The sequence below is a fragment of the Methylobacterium cerastii genome (assembly GCF_022179125.1).
Classification (GTDB): Bacteria; Pseudomonadota; Alphaproteobacteria; order Rhizobiales; family Beijerinckiaceae; genus Methylobacterium; species Methylobacterium cerastii.
Genome location: NZ_BPQG01000086.1, coordinates 1 through 17,203, shown reverse-complemented (window position 1 = coordinate 17,203; position 17,203 = coordinate 1). Strand labels below are relative to the sequence as shown.

12 protein-coding genes and 1 tRNA gene are annotated in these 17,203 nt (G+C 70.5%); 6 read left to right on the top strand and 7 right to left on the bottom strand.

Features of this window, described 5'->3' with window-relative positions; all coding sequences use genetic code 11:
- Positions 1-687: 687 nt before the first annotated feature.
- On the top strand, positions 688-2,160 hold the full coding sequence (locus tag MFF13_RS23070) for a site-specific integrase (RefSeq protein ID WP_238273035.1): 1,473 nt from the start codon (positions 688-690) through the stop codon (positions 2,158-2,160).
- Here MFF13_RS23070 and MFF13_RS23065 read toward each other — a convergent pair.
- The 3 genes from MFF13_RS23065 to MFF13_RS23055 all read right to left on the bottom strand — a co-directional run bounded on the left by MFF13_RS23065 (position 2,157) and on the right by MFF13_RS23055 (position 4,477).
- Positions 2,157-3,380: a HEPN domain-containing protein gene (locus tag MFF13_RS23065; RefSeq protein WP_238273034.1), complete on the bottom strand. Its 1,224-nt coding sequence runs from the start codon at positions 3,378-3,380 to the stop codon at positions 2,157-2,159. The genes MFF13_RS23070 and MFF13_RS23065 overlap by 4 nt on opposite strands.
- 185 nt (positions 3,381-3,565) lie before the next feature.
- A tRNA-Pro gene (locus MFF13_RS23060) sits at positions 3,566-3,642 on the bottom strand.
- A 91-nt stretch (positions 3,643-3,733) separates the two neighbouring features.
- Entirely contained in the window at positions 3,734-4,477 is a 744-nt protein-coding gene (locus MFF13_RS23055; protein ID WP_147763918.1) for a 4'-phosphopantetheinyl transferase family protein, read from the bottom strand.
- 129 nt (positions 4,478-4,606) lie between these two features.
- On the opposite strand from MFF13_RS23055, the gene MFF13_RS23050 reads away from it, so the two are divergent.
- The 3 genes from MFF13_RS23050 to MFF13_RS23040 are packed head-to-tail and all read left to right on the top strand — an operon-like array spanning position 4,607 to position 9,489.
- Entirely contained in the window at positions 4,607-6,031 is a 1,425-nt protein-coding gene (locus MFF13_RS23050; protein ID WP_147750644.1) for an MFS transporter, read from the top strand.
- A 35-nt stretch (positions 6,032-6,066) separates the two neighbouring features.
- Entirely contained in the window at positions 6,067-8,574 is a 2,508-nt protein-coding gene (gene ligA, locus MFF13_RS23045; protein ID WP_147830472.1) for an NAD-dependent DNA ligase LigA, read from the top strand.
- Between the two features lie 60 nt (positions 8,575-8,634).
- Positions 8,635-9,489, top strand: a complete 855-nt coding sequence (locus tag MFF13_RS23040) for a 3'-5' exonuclease (protein ID WP_238273033.1) — start codon at positions 8,635-8,637, stop codon at positions 9,487-9,489.
- 223 nt (positions 9,490-9,712) lie between these two features.
- Here MFF13_RS23040 and MFF13_RS23035 read toward each other — a convergent pair whose 3' ends face one another.
- Entirely contained in the window at positions 9,713-11,914 is a 2,202-nt protein-coding gene (locus tag MFF13_RS23035; protein ID WP_147830468.1) for an FAD-dependent oxidoreductase, read from the bottom strand.
- 212 nt (positions 11,915-12,126) lie between these two features.
- Here MFF13_RS23035 and MFF13_RS23030 point away from each other — a divergent pair, with 212 nt between their 5' ends.
- Positions 12,127-12,846, top strand: a complete 720-nt coding sequence (locus MFF13_RS23030; protein ID WP_238273036.1) for an EAL domain-containing protein — start codon at positions 12,127-12,129, stop codon at positions 12,844-12,846.
- Positions 12,847-12,923: 77 nt separating this feature from the next.
- Here the strand turns inward: MFF13_RS23030 and MFF13_RS23025 are convergent, their stop codons facing one another.
- From MFF13_RS23025 to MFF13_RS23015, 3 genes are all read right to left on the bottom strand, one after another.
- Positions 12,924-13,445 (bottom strand): DUF2059 domain-containing protein, encoded by a 522-nt coding sequence (locus MFF13_RS23025; protein WP_147763912.1) that lies wholly within the window; start codon positions 13,443-13,445, stop codon positions 12,924-12,926.
- Between the two features lie 112 nt (positions 13,446-13,557).
- On the bottom strand, positions 13,558-14,766 hold the full coding sequence (locus MFF13_RS23020; RefSeq protein WP_147830465.1) for an acetyl-CoA C-acetyltransferase: 1,209 nt from the start codon (positions 14,764-14,766) through the stop codon (positions 13,558-13,560).
- Positions 14,767-14,856: 90 nt separating this feature from the next.
- A complete protein-coding gene (locus MFF13_RS23015; RefSeq protein WP_147830463.1) occupies positions 14,857-16,641 on the bottom strand; it encodes an acyl-CoA dehydrogenase C-terminal domain-containing protein in 1,785 nt (594 codons plus the stop codon).
- 282 nt (positions 16,642-16,923) lie between these two features.
- Between MFF13_RS23015 and MFF13_RS23010 the strand changes: the two genes are divergently transcribed.
- On the top strand, positions 16,924-17,203 hold a 280-nt coding region (locus tag MFF13_RS23010), incomplete at its 3' end, for a hypothetical protein (protein WP_306422444.1).

Below are 17,203 nucleotides of genomic sequence, written 5' to 3'. Positions count from 1 at the left end.
CAGTGGCGGCCGGCAGCTTGAACGATGAAGGCGCCCGATCGGGCCCCTTCATCGTTCAAGCTGCCGGCCGCCACTGGCCTGGTTTTACTCCGCCACAGCGGCCTGGAATTGGTCCGCCCTTTACACAGGTACGTGACGGCCATGGGGGCCTCCTTTCGGAGGCACGGCGCGCGGCTCTCCGGGGGTCAGCGGGACGGTCGGAAGGGGGCGCGCAACGATTTCACGGGTGGATCTCCTAAGAGCCTGAGAGTGTCAGGGCCCGGGTACCGGCACAACAGGATCCTGTGAATAGGGTTTCGAAAAGCCTGGGCGGTGCGCAGTCGGACTCCGCGACCGCGGCGCCCGGACACGTTAACCGTCGACCTCCGGCGCTATTGGAAGCGGCCACAGAATGCGTCAGCGTCTCCGGATGAGCGCGAAGCCGACGTACGAAATTTTGGTGTCCACCGACGTCGCCCGCGACGCGAGCGAGGGCCGGATGACGCTCGCCGAGATCGCCGGCGACGACGAGCCGCTGGGCCTCGAAACCGCGACGTGGGCGCTAGAGCTGCGGGCCGGGATGATGCGGTTCCCGACGTTCTCGGTGGACGACCTCCGGGGGGCGATCCGCCGGGGGGAGCTCCGGCACCACCGGAGGGGACGGCTCATCGAGGTGACGCGGCGGCAGTTGCGCGAATGGAGAGAGACATGCCACCAGCCTCAGGTGCCAAGCCCCGCAAGCCGCGAGCCACAAAGCCCAAGTCCCTCGGCAAGCAAGGCCGTGGGCTCCCCTATCTCTGGTGGCGGCCCGGCCGCATCGACACCGACGGCGTCGAGCGGGGCGGGTGCTGGTGGATCGTTCACAAGGGCAAGCAGGTCCGAAGCACTGGCTGCGGTGCGGGCAAGGATCAGGAACGCGGCGCGCTCCAGGCCCTAGACGACTACACGGCGAGCCTGTCGGTCATCGCGCCGGAGGAGGCCGGCGGCCCCCGGAAGAATCGACCAGCCAACGAGGTCCTCGTCGCCGAGGTCCTGGATCGGTACCTGACCGCGAAGAAGGGACGGGTCGATCCCACGACCGGCGAGGTGAAGGGCGGCGTGTCCAGACACCATGAGCTGGCGCAGCGGATCGGGACGCTGCTCGATTGGTGGGGAACCCGCACGCTCGACGAGGTCGATAGCGCCACCTGCGCCGAGTACGTGACCTCGCGCATCGGGACGCCGTGGAAGGCGCACGCTCGGGCGGGTCTCGGCCGCGACGGCGAGCCGCGCGCGGGCGACGGCAAGCCGCTGCGGCGCGGGCACTCCAAGCCGACGAAGGCGCGGGTCGTCTCCGAGGGCGGGGCTCGCAGGGAGCTGGAGGACCTGCGCGCCGCCATCAACGATGCGGTCGACGACGGCCTCACTCGCGATGCCGTCAGGGTCACCCTGCCGGCCAAGGGCGAGGAGCGGGATCGCTGGCTGACGACCGCCGAGGCCGCCCGGATCCTGCTCGGCGCCTGGCGCAAGCGCGAGGTCCAGACCGTCCACTCGGGCCCTCGCAAGGGCGAGAGGGTCGTCGGCCGGCTCGTCGGTCGCCACCTGGCGCGATTCGTTCTGGTCGGCCTGCGCACCGGCACGCGCTCGGGACCCGTCTGCAACGCCTCGTTCGTTCGCGAGGTCGGCAAGCCGTGGATGGAGCTGAAGACCGAGAAGTCCGTCGAGGACCGGATTGAGAAGGTCGTGGTCGACGGCGCCGAGTACGAGCGCCGGATCCAGGTCCCGGTGGTGAAGAGGGTGGCCATCTTTCACCGCAAGGCGCTCGGCACGCGGGAGAAGGAGAACAAGAAGGCGCCGACCGTCCGGATGCCGGACAGCCTCGTCGCCCACCTCTGGCGCTGGCACCACGTCCTCGGCCAGACCTACGTCGTCGAGTGGAACGGCAAGCCGGTGGGATCGACGAAACGATCCTTCGCCAACCTGTGCCACGACCTCGGCTTCGGCGACGACGTGGTCCGGCACTCGCTCCGGCACACGGCCGTGACCTGGGGCATGCAGGCCGGCGTCGATATTTGGGAGCTCGCCGGATACGTCGGCATGACGGTCGAGATGATCGAGCGGCGGTACGGGCACCATTCTCCGGCCCATATGGAGGGGGCGCGGGCGGCCCTCGGCGGGAGGGGGCGGAAGCGGGCTGCCTAGCCCGCCTGATTCTTCCTGAGGAGCTCGATCTCCGCGGCGATCGAACGCTGGCAGATGCTGCGAAGCATCTGGAATTTCTCGCGCTCGGAGTAGGAGAGCCGGGTCTTGCCGCTATGGACGATCTCCGACCGGACCTTGTAGAGGCCGCGAAACTCGGCGAGGACCGCCTCCCGATCGGCTTGGCTCTCACCGATGAGGTAGGCGCACCGGTTGCTGAGAAGCTCGCCGATCCCGACCATGTCGCTCGTCTTCTTGTCGCCGAGCAGGATCTCCATGGCGACCATGGCCTGGACGAACGCGAGGGTCTCGTTTCGGCTCGCGTAGCTGCCTGCGAGCCATTGCGCCGCTCGTAGGATCCGGCCGGCCTCGCTCGGGAGGGAGAAGCAGGACTTCATCGTCTGCAGCACCGCCCCAACGAACCCGACGTAGCTCTGGCTGCCCGCCAGGCCGGTGCAGTCGAACCCCTCCAGCCCCATGACGACGGTCGCCTCCATGTCGACGCTCGCGTCGTGCACCCACGCCCCGGCGACGTGCCGGTGTACGTGGTACGAGCTGCGAGGCGGACCGAACGGGGTCGAGTTCGAGGACGGGTTGTAGCGGAACAGGTGCAGCGCGATGCCGAGGCCGAGGAATGTCTGCAGCGTCTCGACCGCCCGTAGCACCGTACCCGTGGTCCCGTACCGATCGGCGTACCCGGATCCCGGCACCTGCAGGTAGACGGCGTCCGTCTCCCAGGCCCCTTTGGCGCCGAGGGCCATGAGCAGGTTGGACGCGTAGGGCAGCGGGAACTGCTCCTGCAGCGCATCCCCCGTCCGGACAAGCGAGATGCCGCCCCCGATCTCCATCGGCCCCACCCCGTCCATCAGGGTCGCCAACACCGTCCCGATCGAGCGTGGTAGCCGGAGGCTGAAGACATAGTCCCACGGAAGAGACGCGAACTCATCGACGATCCGCCGTGCGATCGGCGCCGGATCCGCGAAGGGCACGAGCCCGACGAGCTGCTCGGGAATCGGGATCGCCATGTCTTGGAATGTGCCGAGGTCGGACAGGAGCCGGCCGATCCGGTCGGCGGCGAAGTCCGAGACCGGCCGCTCATCGATCATGGCGGACAGGGGAACCGGCAAGCGGTCCTGCTTCGGGACGACGTCGTTGAGCGGGAGGAGAACGTCGATGGTCTGCCAAGCCAGGATCACGCCGTAGATGACCTGGAGCTTCCGCATCCCGGCGGTCAGCACTTCTTCGAGGCGAGCGGTGCAATTCGCGTGAAGGTTCAGGGGCAAGTTCGGCCTGTCGAGCGGGCAGGGTTTCGAAGGACCGATTGAGCGGTTCTTGCACCAACCTGTGGCCGAACCTGTGGCCGGGCCGCTGCTCTCTGAGCCGGGAAGACCGCTCCCCTAGGGGAAACTGGTCGGAGTGGCAGGATTTGAACCTGCGACCCCCACGTCCCGAACGTGGTGCGCTACCAGACTGCGCTACACTCCGACGGCCGGCGGCTTCGCCAGCGAGCGGGGGTATAACCGGGGCCAGGGTCGGCCGCAAGCGGCATCTCGCACGGGGTCGCCGTTTCGCACGCTCAGCGCGGGTGGCGGTCCAGCCAATCCTCCGGCAGCGCGCAGCGGGCGATGGTGGCGCCGGCTGCGCGGATCGCCGCGGTGCCGACCGTGCCGGGGCCGGGTTCGAGGTGGTGGAGGCTCCAGGCCTCGGGGTCGTCGCCGACGATCGCGACGAGGCGCGGCGGCGCCGGCGGCAGGGTCAGGGCGAGGTGGTCGAGCGGCAGGGACAGGCCAGCCCCCAGCGCCTTCACCACCGCCTCCTTGCGTGTCCACAATCCGGTGAAGGCCGCATCGACTTCTTCGGGCCGCAGGGCTGCCAGCGCCTCGGCTTCCGCGCGCGCGAAATGCGCACGAGCGATGCGCAACGCGTCGGGAACCGGGCGCAGCGCCTCGACGTCGACCCCGATCGCGGCTTTGGGCGAGACCCCGACGAGGGCGCGTGTGCCCGAATGCGACAGGTTGAAGTGCAGCGCGCCCGCCTGTGCCCCGGCCAATTCCGGCTTGCCGGCCGGCCCCGGCGCGAAGGCGAGCGCCTCGGCCGCCACGCCGAGCGCATGGGCGAGGATCAGGCGGAGCGCCGCGTGGCTCACGCGGGACCGGTCGCGATCCTCCGCCCGGAGGAAGCGGCCGGCGCGGGCGGCCTCCGCGGGCGAAAGCCAGGCATCGCAGCGCGCGAGCCGATCCGTGGACAGGGCGAGGTCGACGCTCCAGATCTGGATCGTATCGGTGGGGCCGGGTTCGGTGACGATCCAACCGTCGCTCATGATGCCTTCGCCGGAAACCTGCTGTTCGCTCCCCTCTCTGCGGGGGGAGCGAAAGGCGCGCGCGTTCGGCCGGCTTCCGTCGTAGGATCGGGGCGGAGCGGGTGCGCGTGCAATGAAAGACCTTCGGCGATGAGCGGCGGCGAGGATCCGCCCGTGCGGCCGGGTCCGCAAGCCGGTGCGGCCGCACGGTGGTCGTCAGGTCGGTCGTCGGTTCGGCTGCCGACCCTGCAGGATCGTAGGGCGCGCTACGGCGTGTTCTTCGCCACCTATCTCTACCAGGGCCTGGTCGCCGGATTCTCCCTCACCGCGCTCGCCAACCATCTGGCGGCGCAGGGCGTGTCGAGCGCGGAGGTCGGCCTCCACTTCGCCGTCGCCGGCCTGCCCTGGACGGTCCAGCCGATCCTGTGGGGGCCGCTGGTCGATCGCGCGAGCGGGTTCGCGATGGGGCGGCGCCGCGCCTGGAGCGTGCTCGCGATCCTCGGCTGCCACCTGGCGCTGGCCGGGCTGCTGCTGGTGCCCGGCGAACGGTCGCTCGGGGCGCTCGGCCTCGTGTTCCTCGCCCACAGCACCTTCGCCGCCCTGCTCGACACCGCCTGCGACCGGATGGTGATGGACCATGTCCCACAGGGCGAGCTCGGGCGGATGAGCGCCTGCACCCGGGCCGGGTTCGTCGCCGGCACCAGCCTCGGCGCCGGCCTGTTCGGCTGGCTGCTCGCGGCCTACGGGTTCCGGTTCGGAGCCCTGTGCCTGCTCGCGGCCGCGATTTTCGCCAGCCTGCCGATCCTGCTGGTGCGCGAGGCGCCGGGCGACGCCTTCCTCTCGTCGGCGCGCCGCGTCGGCGCCGACGCCGGGCGGAACGTGCCGTTCGGGCGGTTCCTGCGCCGGCTGGGCCTTGGCCTGCGCCGGCCGCACGCCCTGCGGCTCGTCGCGTTGTGCTTCGCGGTCGATGCCGCGCTCGCGCTGTTCGAGCTGCCGTTCTCCGTCGACCTCGTGCAGGCGCAGGGCTGGGATGCCGCCGCCCTGTCGCGGCTCCAGGCCGGCCTCGCCTTCGCGGGCGGGACGGTGGGTGCCGTGGCCATCGGGTCGTGGTGCGACCGCGCCGGGCCGCTGCCGGCGCTGCGCGCCCTGTTCCTGGCGAGCGCCGCCGCGTTCCTCGCCACCGCCGCCCTGATCGCGGCGGGCCTGGCCGGGTCGGCCGGGCCGCTGATCCTCGGCTTCACCAACGTCCTGCCCGGCCTGCTGATCGTCGCCCTGGTGCCGGCGCTGATGCAGGCGAGCCGCGGACGCGCCGGCGCGGCGACGCAGTTCGAGGTATTCATGGCGGTGATGAACCTCGGCTCCGTCGCCGGCGGCGCGGCCTCCGGCGCGCTGATGCCGGTGCTGCCCCTGTCGCTGGTCGCGATCCTCGCCGGACTGGTCCTGCTCGGGGCCGCGGCGCTGGTGCGGCGCCCGGAGCTGATCCTGCCCCGGCCGCGCGAGCCACGCGCGATCCCTGTGCATCGCGACGCTTCGGCTCGATCGGGAAGTGATCTCGGCCGGGGGGAAATCGGTTAGAAGCCCGATCGCCCAATGCGGAAGTCCTGAGCCCGATGCCGAAGCCCAACTCCGCCACGACCAAGTCCGACGCTGAGAAGTCCGACGCCGAGAAGTTCGACGCGCGAAAATCCAATGCGCCGAGCCCGACGCTCACCGCGGACGCGGCGCGGGCGCGCCACGCCGCCCTCTCCGCGGAGATCGCCGAGGCCGACCGGCTCTACCACCAGGAGGATGCGCCCGAGATCTCGGATGCCGCCTACGATGCCCTGCGCCGGGAGCTGGAGACGCTGGAAGCGCAAGTTCCCGATCTCGCCGGCACCGGGTTGGCGAGCACGGCGGTCGGCGCGAAGCCGTCCGAAAAATTCGCCAAGGTGCGCCATGCCGTCCCGATGCTCTCCCTCGGCAACGCCTTCGCCGACGAGGAGGTCGAGGAGTTCGTGGCCCGCGTGCGCCGGTTCCTGAACCGGCCGGAGGCGCCGCTCGCCTTCACCGCCGAGCCGAAGATCGACGGGCTGTCGCTGTCCCTGCGCTACGAGGACGGGCGCCTCGTCACCGCCGCCACCCGCGGCGACGGCGAGACCGGCGAGAACGTCACGGCCAACGCCCGCACGGTCGAGGACATCCCGCAGGCGCTCGCCGGCAGCGGCTGGCCGGCAATCTGCGAGGTGCGCGGCGAGGTCTACCTCTCGCACGCGGATTTCGCCGCGATCAACGCCCGCCAGGAGGCTGCGGGAAAACCGCTCTTCGCCAACCCGCGCAACGCCGCGGCCGGCTCCCTGCGCCAGCTCGACCCGGGTATCACGGCGGCGCGGCCGCTCAAGTTCTTCGCCTACGCCTGGGGCGAGGTGGAGCCGCCCTTCGAGGGGACGCAATCGGGGGTGATGGCGCTGTTTCGCGCCTGGGGCCTGCCGGTGAACCCGCTGACCGTCACCTGCGCCGACGCCGCCGGCATGATCGCGCACTATCGGACGATCGAGGCGGACCGGCCGACGCTCGGCTACGACATCGACGGCGTCGTCTACAAGGTCGACGACCTCGCCCTGCAGAAGCGGCTCGGCTTCGTCTCGCGCAGCCCCCGCTGGGCGCTGGCCCACAAGTTCGCCGCGCAGGAGGCGTTCACCGTGGTCGAGGGCATCGACATCAACGTCGGCCGCAGCGGCTCGCTCAACCCGCTCGCGCGGCTGCGCCCGGTGACGGTGGGTGGCGTCGTGGTCTCGAACGCGACGCTGCACAACGAGGGCTACGTGAAGGGCGTCGGCGGGGACGGCGAGCCGATCCGCGACGGCCGCGACATCCGCGTCGGCGACACCGTTGTGGTGCTGCGGGCCGGCGACGTGATCCCCAAGGTGATGGACGTGGTACTCGACAAGCGCCCGGCCGACGCCCGGCCCTTCGTCTTCCCCGAGACCTGCCCGGCCTGCGGCAGCAAGGCGGTGCGCGAGATCAACCCACGCACCGGCAAGCCCGACGCGGTGCGGCGCTGCACCGGCGGGCTGATCTGCCCGGCGCAAGGCGTCGAGCGCCTGAAGCACTTCGTCTCGCGCAACGGCTTCGACCTCGAAGGATTCGGACAGACCTACATCGAGGTGCTGTTCGAGGCCGGCCTCGTGCGCCAGCCCGCCGACCTGTTCACCCTGGAGTTCGAGCCGCTGAAGGTGGCGATCGTCGCGCGCCGCGAGGCCCTGTCGGCGGAGCGCCGGGCGGAGGGGGCTCCGGCGCCGAAGAAGCCGACGAAGAAGAAGGGCGAGGAGGAGGACAAGGCGATCCACAACCTGCTCGCCGCGGTCACCGAGCGCCGCCGCCTGCCGATGAACCGCTTCCTGTTCGCGCTGGGCATACCCGACATCGGCGAGTCGACCGCCAAGGCGCTGGCCAAGCGGTTCTCGGATTTTTCCGCCCTGAAGCAGGCGTTGCGGGCCGCAGCCGACGCGCAGGCCGGGCCGGACTGGATCGAATTCTCCGCGGTGCCGCGCATCGGGCCGACCACCCGCGACCGGCTGCTCGAGGCCGGCCTTCCGGCGGAGGCGGGCGATACCGACGAGGGCGAGGCCGCGCCGACGGAGGCCGGCAAGATCCGGTTCAGCACCAGCCAGCGCGCGAGCCTGCTCGCGCATTACGGCAGCCTGGACGCGGTGCGCGCGGCGATCGCGCGGGCCGCCGAGCAGCGCCCCGGCGACGCCTACCGGGTCTTCGCCGACGACGGCGAGATCGGCCCGGTGGCGACCGACTCGCTGATCGCGTTCTTCTCCGAGCCGCACAACGACGCCGCCGTGTCGGCGCTGCTCAAGGAGGTCCAGGTCGCCCCGATGGAGGCGTCCGCGAGCACCGCGGCGTTCTCCGGCAAGACGGTGGTCTTCACCGGGACTCTGGAGAAGATGACCCGCAACGAGGCCAAGGCCACCGCCGAGCGCCTCGGCGCCAAGGTCTCGGGCTCGGTCTCGGCCAAGACCGACCTCGTCGTCGCCGGCCCCGGCGCCGGCTCGAAGCTGAAGGATGCCGAGAAGCACGGGGTGCGCGTCGTCTCGGAAGACGAATGGCTCGCGATGGTCGCAGCCGCTTGAAGCGAGAGTCGCCGGGTCATAGACCTGGGGCATGACATCCTCGCGGCCGTCCCTGGGCTCATGACCGTCGTCGCCCTCGACTTCGAGACCGCCAACGAGCGGCGCGACAGCGCCTGCGCGATCGGGCTCGCCTGGATCGAGGGGGGCCGCGTGGTCCGGCGCGCGTCCCGGCTGATCCGGCCGCCGGAGCTGCGGTTCGCGCCCGGCAACATCCGCGTCCACGGGATCGTCCCGGCCGACGTGCGCGACAAGCCCGGCTTCGGCGAGGCGGTCGCCGAGTTCCTGCCCGACCTCGCCGGCGGGCTGATCCTCGCCCACAACGCGAGCTTCGACATCGGCGTGCTGCGGGCCTCGCTCCAGGCCTGCGGGCTACCGGCGCCTCCCTTGCGCTACCTCTGCACGGTCCAGGTCGCCCGGCGCGTGTTCCCGGACCCGGAGGGCTGCGGGCTCGGCAAGGTCGCAAGGCGCCTCGGCATCCGCTTCGAGCACCACGACGCCGGCGAGGACGCCTACGCCTGCGCCGAGATCGCGCTCGCCGCCGTCCGGCAGACGGAGGCCGCGGACGTGCCCGACCTGTCGCGGGTGCTGTCGCTGCCGGCGACGCGGATCGACGGCAGCGCCGCGGTGCCGCGGGCGGGCGCGGGCGCCATCAGCGACCGCATCCTGCGCGCCCTGAAGCCCGCGGTGCCCGACGCCCTGTGCTTCGCGATGCGCGGCAGCACCGGCAACCGCTACGAGGTCTCGCTGGAGGACCGCACGAGCGGGTTGACGCTGCGCTGCACCTGCATGGCCGGCCGCCACGGGGTGCGCTGCCGCCATGTGAAGGCCCTCGTCGTCGGCGACATCACCGACCTGCTGTCGAACAACCACGCCGACGTCGAGGTTCTGCGGCGCCGCCTCGCCGCGGTGGGGTGAGGCGGGATGTCCGCCCCCTATCCGAAACAGGAGCCGTCATTCCGGGGCTGCGAAGCAGAGCCCGGAATCCAGCACCGCCGTCCGTGGGCGAAGGAGCGGATGCGTTCCGCCCCCAACGGCATGCGCGGCGGCTCGGGATCCCGGGCTCGCCTTCGGCGCCCCGGGATGACGGGGGAGAAGCGGACGCGTCGCTCCTCCCGGGGAGCGAGGAGCGAGGCTCGCCTCACGCCGCCTTCTTCGCCGCCTCGCCGTAGAACGTGCCGCCGGTCTCGGCCAGGGCGCGCAGGTTGTCCGGCACGGCGAAGCGCGGGCCGTGCTTGGCTTCCAGGCCCTCGGCGAGCGCCACGAAGTCCTTCGCGCCCATGAAGTCGATGTAGGACAGCGCGCCGCCGGTGAAGGGCGCGAAGCCGAAGCCGAGGATCGAGCCGACGTCGGCCTCGCGCGGGTCGGTGATGACGCCCTCGCCCACCGTGCGCGCGGCCTCCAGCGCCTGGACCACCAGGAGGCGGTGCTTCAGCTCGGCGATGTCGAGGGTGTCGGGGTCGAGGCGGGTGGGCTGCAGGTCCTTGAGGCCGGGCCAAAGGCGCTTGGGCGCGCCCTCCGGGTAGTCGTAGAAGCCTTTCTTGTTCTTGCGCCCGAGTCGGCCCTGGGTCTCGACGAGTTCGACGAGCAGCGCCTTCTGCGCCGGGTCGACCGCGTCGGGCCCGAGCTGCGCCTCCGTCGCCTTGGCGATCTTGAGGCCGAGGTCCAACGCCACCTCGTCGTTCAGCGAGAGCGGGCCGACCGGCATGCCGGCCATCTTGCCGGCGTTCTCGATCATCGCGGGCGGCACGCCCTCGTTGAGCATCTTGTGCCCCTCGAGGATGTAGGCACCGACGCAGCGGTTGGCGAAGAAGCCGCGGGCGTCGTTCACGACGATCGGGGTCTTCTTCACGGTGCGGACGTAGTCTAGCGCCGTGGCGAGCGCCCGGTCGCCGGTGGCCTCGCCCTTGATGATCTCGACGAGCATCATCTTCTCGACCGGCGAGAAGAAGTGGATGCCGACGAACTGCTCGGGGCGCGACGACGCCTTGGCGAGGCCGGAGATCGGCAGCGTCGAGGTGTTGGAGGCGAAGATCGTGTCGGGGCCGATCACCGCCTCGACCTTGGCGATCACCTCGGCCTTCACCCGCGGGTCCTCGAACACCGCCTCGATGACGAGGTCGCAATCGGCCAGGTCCGCGTAGTCGGCGGACGCCGTGATGCGGGCGAGCAGCGCGTCGCGGTCCGCGGTCTTGGCGCGGCCCTTGTTGATCTGGCCGGTGATCAGCGCGTGGGCGTAGGCCTTGCCCTTCTCGGCCGCCTCGCTCGACTGGTCGACGAGCACCACCTCCAGGCCGGCGTTGGCCGTGACGTAGGCGACGCCGGCGCCCATGAAGCCGGCGCCGACCACGCCGACCTTCTTGAGGCTCGTGGCGGGGACGTCCTTCGGGCGGCGCGCGCCCTTGTTCAGCTCGCCCATCGAGATGAACAGCGTGCGGATCATCGCCGCCGCCTCCTTGGTGCGCAGGATCATCGCGAAGTAGCGGCTCTCGACCTTCAGTCCGAGATCCATCGGCAGCTGCAGGCCCTCGTAGACCGAGGCCAGGATGGCCTTCGCCGCCGGGTAGTTGTCGTGGGTCTCGCGCCGGTAGATCGCGTTGGCCGGCGGCCAGATCATCATGCCGGCCGGTGAGTAGACCTTGCCCGAGGGCGCCTTGAACTTCGGGACGTCCCAGGGCGCCACCGCCGAGCCGCCGGCCAGGATCCAGGCCTTGGCCTTGGCGACGATCTCGTCCTTGCCCGCGACCTCGTGGACGAGGCCCATGCTCTTGGCCATGGCCGGCCGGATCTGCTCGCCCTTGAACAGCATCTGCAGTGCGTCGCCCGTCTGCATCAGCCGCGCGACGCGCTGCGTGCCGCCACCGCCGGGAAACAGGCCGACCTTGATCTCGGGCAGGCCGACGCGGGTCTTCGGGTCGTCCGAGACCACGCGGTGATGGCACGACAGGGCCAGCTCGAACGCGCCGCCGAGGCAGATGCCGCTCACCGCCGCCGCGAAGGGCTTGCCGCAGGTCTCGAGCTTGCGGAACACCAGCGAGAGCCGGCGCGAGGCCTCGAAGAAGTGGCGCATGGCGGGCTCCTCGCCCTGCTCGCGCTTGAGCTTCTCGTATTCGAGCCCGAGCCCCTGCAGCATCGTCAGGTCGGCGCCGCCCGAGAAGTTGTCCTTGCCCGAGGTGATGACGCAGCCCTTCACGGCCGGGTCGGCGACGACCGCGTCGACGATGGCCTCGATCTCGTCGATCACCGCTTGGGTGATGACGTTCATCGAGCGGCCGGGGCAGTCCCAGGTCGCCAACGCCACGCCGTCGGCATCGGTCTCGAAGCGGAAGTTCTGGAGATTCATCGCTGATCCTCGGGTGGCTGAAGGACTTAAGTTCGGCGCGTTAACAGTGTGGAGAGTGTTGCGCTTCAGAAGGAGTGCGGGGTTCAAGTAACGGGAAGTAACCCATGTTAAGCGATGCCCAGGTCGTGGACGGCAAGACGACGGGTGCCAAGGCCGCGGAGGCCAAGTGCCGGGCCTGCCGCGACGGCGAGGCCCTCGATTTCGCCTTCACCATGGCGTTCCAGCCGATCGTCGACACGACCGAGGGTCGGGTCTGGGGCTACGAGGCCCTGGTCCGCGGGCCGGGGGGGCAGTCGGCCGCCTCCATCCTCGACCGGGTGACGGACGAGACGCGCTACCGCTTCGACCAGGCCGCGCGGGTCAAGGCGATCGAGCTCGCCGGCCGCCTGTTCCCGAAGCACGACGCGACGCGCCTGTCGATCAACTTCATGCCCAACGCCGTCTACGAGCCGGCGGCCTGCATCCGCGCCTCGCTCGAGGCCGCGCGCCGGGTCGGCTTCGAGCATCGCCGGATCATGTTCGAGTTCACCGAGAACGAGCGCTTCCGCGACGTCCCCCATGTGAAGCGCATCGTCGCCGAGTACCGGCGTCAGGGCTTCCTCACCGCGCTCGACGATTTCGGCGCCGGCTATGCCGGGCTGAGCCTCCTGGCGAACTTCCGTCCCGACCTGATCAAGATCGACATGGACCTGCTGCGCGGCATCGACGTCGACGCCGGGCGCGGCGCCATCGTGGCGGGCCTCGTCGCCATCGCCCGCGCGCTCGGCGTCTCGGTTCTGGCCGAGGGCGTCGAGACGCAGGGCGAGCTCGACGCCCTGCGCGACCTCGGCATCACGTTGTTCCAGGGCTACCACTTCGCCAAGCCCCTGTTCGAAGGTCTGCCGGAGGTGGCGGGCTTTCCCGGGTCGGAGCGATCCGTGCGCGCCGCCTGAGCTGGGCTGAGGAGACATGCCAGCGTGAAGGCACATGCCAGCTTGAAGGGACATGCCCGGATCGCTCCGCCGCCGGCTCAGCGCGCCGGGGTCGGGGCCGGCGCAGGCGCCGGGGCGGGCGTCGGCGTCGGCATCGGCGCGCCGGGCTTCGGCGTGTTGTCGCCCGCCGCCGCGATCGCCAGCATGTTGAGCAGCTTGGTGACGGAGGCCTGCGAGATCGCCGTCACCGACGAGGACGGGTCTGCGTTGATGGTCTGGAACTTGAGGTAGGTCTTGTCCTCGTAGATCTCGTTGAGGTGCTTGAGTTCCGGCAGCGTGAACTTCGTCGCGTATTCCTTCGACAGGCCATCGATCATGATGCCGCTCTGCTTGTCGAACTCGGCCATCAGCTCCTTGCGGACCGGCTCCGACTTGTCGTCGGGCATCGCGGCGACGGTCTTCTCCAGCGCGGCGTCGAAGCCGGTCTTCAGGTTCTTGATCAGCGTCTTGCTGACGAGTGTCTTGGCTTCCGCGACCTTGTCGGCCGCCTCGTCCGCGCGGGCGGCGATGGGAAGGGCGAGCGCGGTCGTCAGGCACAGGGTGGCGAGCAGGCGGGTCATCGTTTCTCCCAAAGGTTCGTGTCGTCCCTGCCGTTTCCCGGCACGGGTCGGGGCCGGCTCTAGCAGCGTTCGCCCGGAATAGGGAACGCGCCGGCCGTTCCGGCCCCCGGGGTCAGACCCGCTCGATGATGGTCGCCGTGCCCATGCCGGCGCCGATGCACAGGGTCACCAGGGCGCGCTCCTTGCCGGTGCGCTCCAGCTCGTCGAGCACGGTGCCGAGGATCATCGCGCCGGTGGCACCGAGCGGATGGCCCATGGCGATGGCGCCGCCGTTGACGTTGACCTTGGCCGGATCGAGGTCGAACGCCTGCTGGAAGCGCAGCACGACCGCGGCGAAGGCCTCGTTGACCTCGAACAGGTCGATGTCGGACAGCTGCATGCCGGCGCGTGCCAGCACCTTCTTGGTCACGTCGACAGGGCCGGTCAGCATCAGCGCCGGGTCGGAGCCGATGTTGGCGAAGGCGCGGATCCGGGCCCGCGGCCTCAAGCCGGCGCCCTGCCCGGCCTTCCGCGAGCCGATCAGCACGGCCGCCGCGCCGTCGACGATGCCCGACGAGTTGCCGGCATGGTGGACGTGGTCCACCGCCTCGACGTCCGGGTGTGCGTCCACCGCCACCGCGTCGAACCCGCCCATCTGGCCCATCTGGACGAACGAGGCCTTCAGCTGGCCGAGCGACTGCATGTCGGTCGTGGGCCGCATGTGCTCGTCGCGGTCGAGCAGCGTGATGCCGTTCACGTCGCGCACCGGCACGACCGAGCCCTTGAACAGGCCCTCGGCCCACGACTTGCCCGAGCGTTTCTGCGACTGCACCGCGTAGGCGTCGCAATCGTCGCGGCTGAACCCGTACTTGGTGGCGATCAGGTCGGCGGAGACGCCCTGGGGCATGAAGTAGGACTTGATCGCGATCGCCGGGTCGACCGGCCAGGCGCCGCCCGAGGCGCCCAAGCCGACGCGGCTCATCGATTCGACGCCGCCGCCGACCGTCATGTCGTGCTGACCGGCCATCACCTGGGCGGCGGCGAAGTTGATCGCGTCGAGGCCCGAGGCGCAGAAGCGGTTGATCTGCACGCCCGGCACGTGGGTGCCGTAGTCGGCGACGAGCGCGGCGGCGCGGGCGATGTCGCCGCCGGCCTCGCCGACCGGGTCGACGCAGCCGAGCACCACGTCGTCGACGCGGCTGGTGTCGAGCCCGTTGCGATCCTTGAGCGCGCGCAGCGCCGTCTCGGCCAGCCGCAAGGCCGTGACCTCGTGCAGCGACCCGTCCGGCTTGCCGCGGCCGCGGGGGGTGCGGACGTGGTCGTAGATGAAGGCCTCGGTCATGGCGTTTCCCTTGATCTTTCCGACTTGCGCAGCCGCACCGCGTACCCCCATCCCGCCTGCGCGAGAGGGTGGAGAGGGAGGGCTTGCGCCTCAGAACGCCTCGGCCGGCACCGCCATGGTCGAGTCCGCGCCGGCCTTGATGCGCACCAGGCGCATCGCGGTCTCGGGCAGCACCCGCTCCATGTAGAAGCGGCCGGTGGCGAGCTTGGCGTCCATGCGCGCCGGCAGCTCGGCCAGCTTCGCGTTCGCCGCCTTGGCGATCCTGCCCCACATGTAGCCCATTGCGACGAGGCCGAGGAGGTGCATGTAGTCGGTGGCGCCGGCGCCGGCGTTGTCCGGCTTCGAGAACGCGTTCTGCATGAACCACATGGTGGCGCCCTGCAGGTCGTTCAGCCCGGCTTGGAGCGGCCCGGTATAGGCCTTCAGCGCCTCGTCCTCGTCGTTGTCCTTGATGAAGGCCTGGACCTCGCCGAGGAAGGCCATCATCGCGCGGCCGCCGTCCTTGGGGAGCTTGCGGCCGATCAGGTCCATCGCCTGGATGCCGTTGGCGCCTTCGTAGATCATCGCGATGCGGGCATCGCGCACGAACTGCGACATGCCCCATTCCTCGATGTAGCCGTGGCCGCCGAACATCTGCTGGGCTTCGACCGCGTTGGCGAAGCCCCGGTCGGTGAGCACGCCCTTGACCACCGGGGTGAGCAGGCCGAGCAGGTCGTCGGCGGTCTGGCGCTCCTTCGCGTCCTCGGAGCGGTGCGAGACGTCCGACTGCAGCGCGGTCCAGAGCATCAGCGCGCGGGCCGACTCGTTGAAGGCGCGGATGCCCATCAGCGTGCGGCGCACGTCCGGGTGGACGATGATCGGGTCGGCGGCCTTCTCGGGCGCCTTCGCACCGGTGAGCGAGCGGCCCTGGATCCGATCCTTCGCGTAGGCGACCGCGTTCTGGTAGGCGACCTCGGACTGGCCGAGGCCCTGCACGCCGACGGCGAGGCGCGCCTCGTTCATCATGACGAACATCGCGTTGAGGCCGCGGTTCTCCTGGCCGACGAGCCAGCCGGTGGCGCCGTCGTAGTTCATCACGCAGGTAGAATTGCCGTGGATGCCCATCTTGTGCTCGATCGAGCCGCAGGACACGCCGTTGCGCGCGCCGACCGAGCCGTCGGCGTTCACCAGGAACTTCGGCACCACGAAGAGCGAGATGCCCTTGGTGCCGGCCGGCGCGCCCTCGATCCGGGCGATGACGAGGTGGACGATGTTCTCCGAGAGGTCGTGCTCGCCCGCCGAGATGAAGATCTTGGTGCCGGTGAGCGCGTAGGAGCCGTCGCCGTTCGGCGCGGCCTTGGTCTTCAGGAGGCCGAGATCGGTGCCGCAATGCGGCTCGGTCAGGTTCATGGTGCCGGTCCAGGCGCCCTCGACCATCTTCGGCAGGTAGGTGGCCTTCTGCTCGTCCGAGCCGTGCACCAGGAGCGCCGCCATCGCGCCCTGCGTCAGGCCCGGATACATCCCGAGGGCGAGGTTGGCGCCGGAGGCGAATTCCTGGATCGCGGTGTTCAGCGTGTGCGGCAAGCCCTGGCCGCCGTATTCCTCGGGCACCGACAGGCCCATCCAGCCGCCCTGGGCGTAGGCGTCGTAGGCCGCCTTGAAGCCCTTCGGCGTCGTCACCGAGCCGTCCGCCTGGCGGGTGCAGCCTTCGAGGTCGCCGACCCGGTTGAGCGGGGCGAGCACCGTGTCGGCGAGCTTGGCGCCCTCGTTCAGCACCGCCTCGACCATGTCCGGGGTGGCGTCCGCGAAGCCCGCGAGGTTCGCGTGGTTGTGGAAGCCGAGCACGTCGTTGAGGAGGAAAAGGGTGTCCTCGACCGGGGCGCGATAGCTCGGCATCTCTTCATCCTCCAGCTGGGCGGAGGCCCCGCCCGATCGCTCGCGGATCGGTGGGTCCCTCGATAGTTCATATATAAACTATCCGGCCGCGCGAGGGCAAGGGGGCGCGGCACGATGCGGAGCTTTCAACCATAGCGACACGCGGCCTCCGTCTTAACCGGGTGTTTACCAAGAAAGTTAATGGTCCACGACAACCGATCCGAGGCCCACGTTCCGGACACGTCACAAGCGTCCGCGCATGTCGTCCGGAACCGGTGCCGAATGCCGCCGAACGCAGGCCCGATGATGACCCGAACCGCGACGCCGAGCTTCGACACCTTCGATCCCGACGTGCTCGACGCTGCCCGAGACGTGGCGCGCCGCGCCGGCGTGCCGCTGGAGACGTGGATCGCCTCCGTCGTCCCGGACAAGGGCCGGCCCGGGGCCAAGCCCGGTGCCGCCAAGGCGAAATCCTCCGCGAAGGCTCCGCGCCACGCCCCCGCCGACCTCGCGCGGTCCGAGCCGGCCGCACCGGCCTCGCCCGCTTCGAGCAAGCCTGAAACAGCTTGGGCCGAGCCTGCGG

Bases quoted from the DNA above. Each gene is read 5' to 3' on its own strand.
- ligA (WP_147830472.1), top strand. From the start codon at position 6,067: ATGCCGAAGCCCAACTCCGCCACGACCAAGTCCGACGCTGAGAAGTCC.
- MFF13_RS23015 (WP_147830463.1), bottom strand. From the start codon at position 16,641: ATGCCGAGCTATCGCGCCCCGGTCGAGGACACCCTTTTCCTCCTCAAC.
- MFF13_RS23035 (WP_147830468.1), bottom strand. From the start codon at position 11,914: ATGAATCTCCAGAACTTCCGCTTCGAGACCGATGCCGACGGCGTGGCG.
- MFF13_RS23040 (WP_238273033.1), top strand. From the start codon at position 8,635: ATGACCGTCGTCGCCCTCGACTTCGAGACCGCCAACGAGCGGCGCGAC.
- MFF13_RS23055 (WP_147763918.1), bottom strand. From the start codon at position 4,477: ATGAGCGACGGTTGGATCGTCACCGAACCCGGCCCCACCGATACGATC.
- MFF13_RS23030 (WP_238273036.1), top strand. From the start codon at position 12,127: ATGGCGTTCCAGCCGATCGTCGACACGACCGAGGGTCGGGTCTGGGGC.
- MFF13_RS23070 (WP_238273035.1), top strand. From the start codon at position 688: ATGCCACCAGCCTCAGGTGCCAAGCCCCGCAAGCCGCGAGCCACAAAG.
- MFF13_RS23025 (WP_147763912.1), bottom strand. From the start codon at position 13,445: ATGACCCGCCTGCTCGCCACCCTGTGCCTGACGACCGCGCTCGCCCTT.
- MFF13_RS23050 (WP_147750644.1), top strand. From the start codon at position 4,607: ATGAGCGGCGGCGAGGATCCGCCCGTGCGGCCGGGTCCGCAAGCCGGT.
- MFF13_RS23020 (WP_147830465.1), bottom strand. From the start codon at position 14,766: ATGACCGAGGCCTTCATCTACGACCACGTCCGCACCCCCCGCGGCCGC.
- MFF13_RS23065 (WP_238273034.1), bottom strand. From the start codon at position 3,380: ATGCGGAAGCTCCAGGTCATCTACGGCGTGATCCTGGCTTGGCAGACC.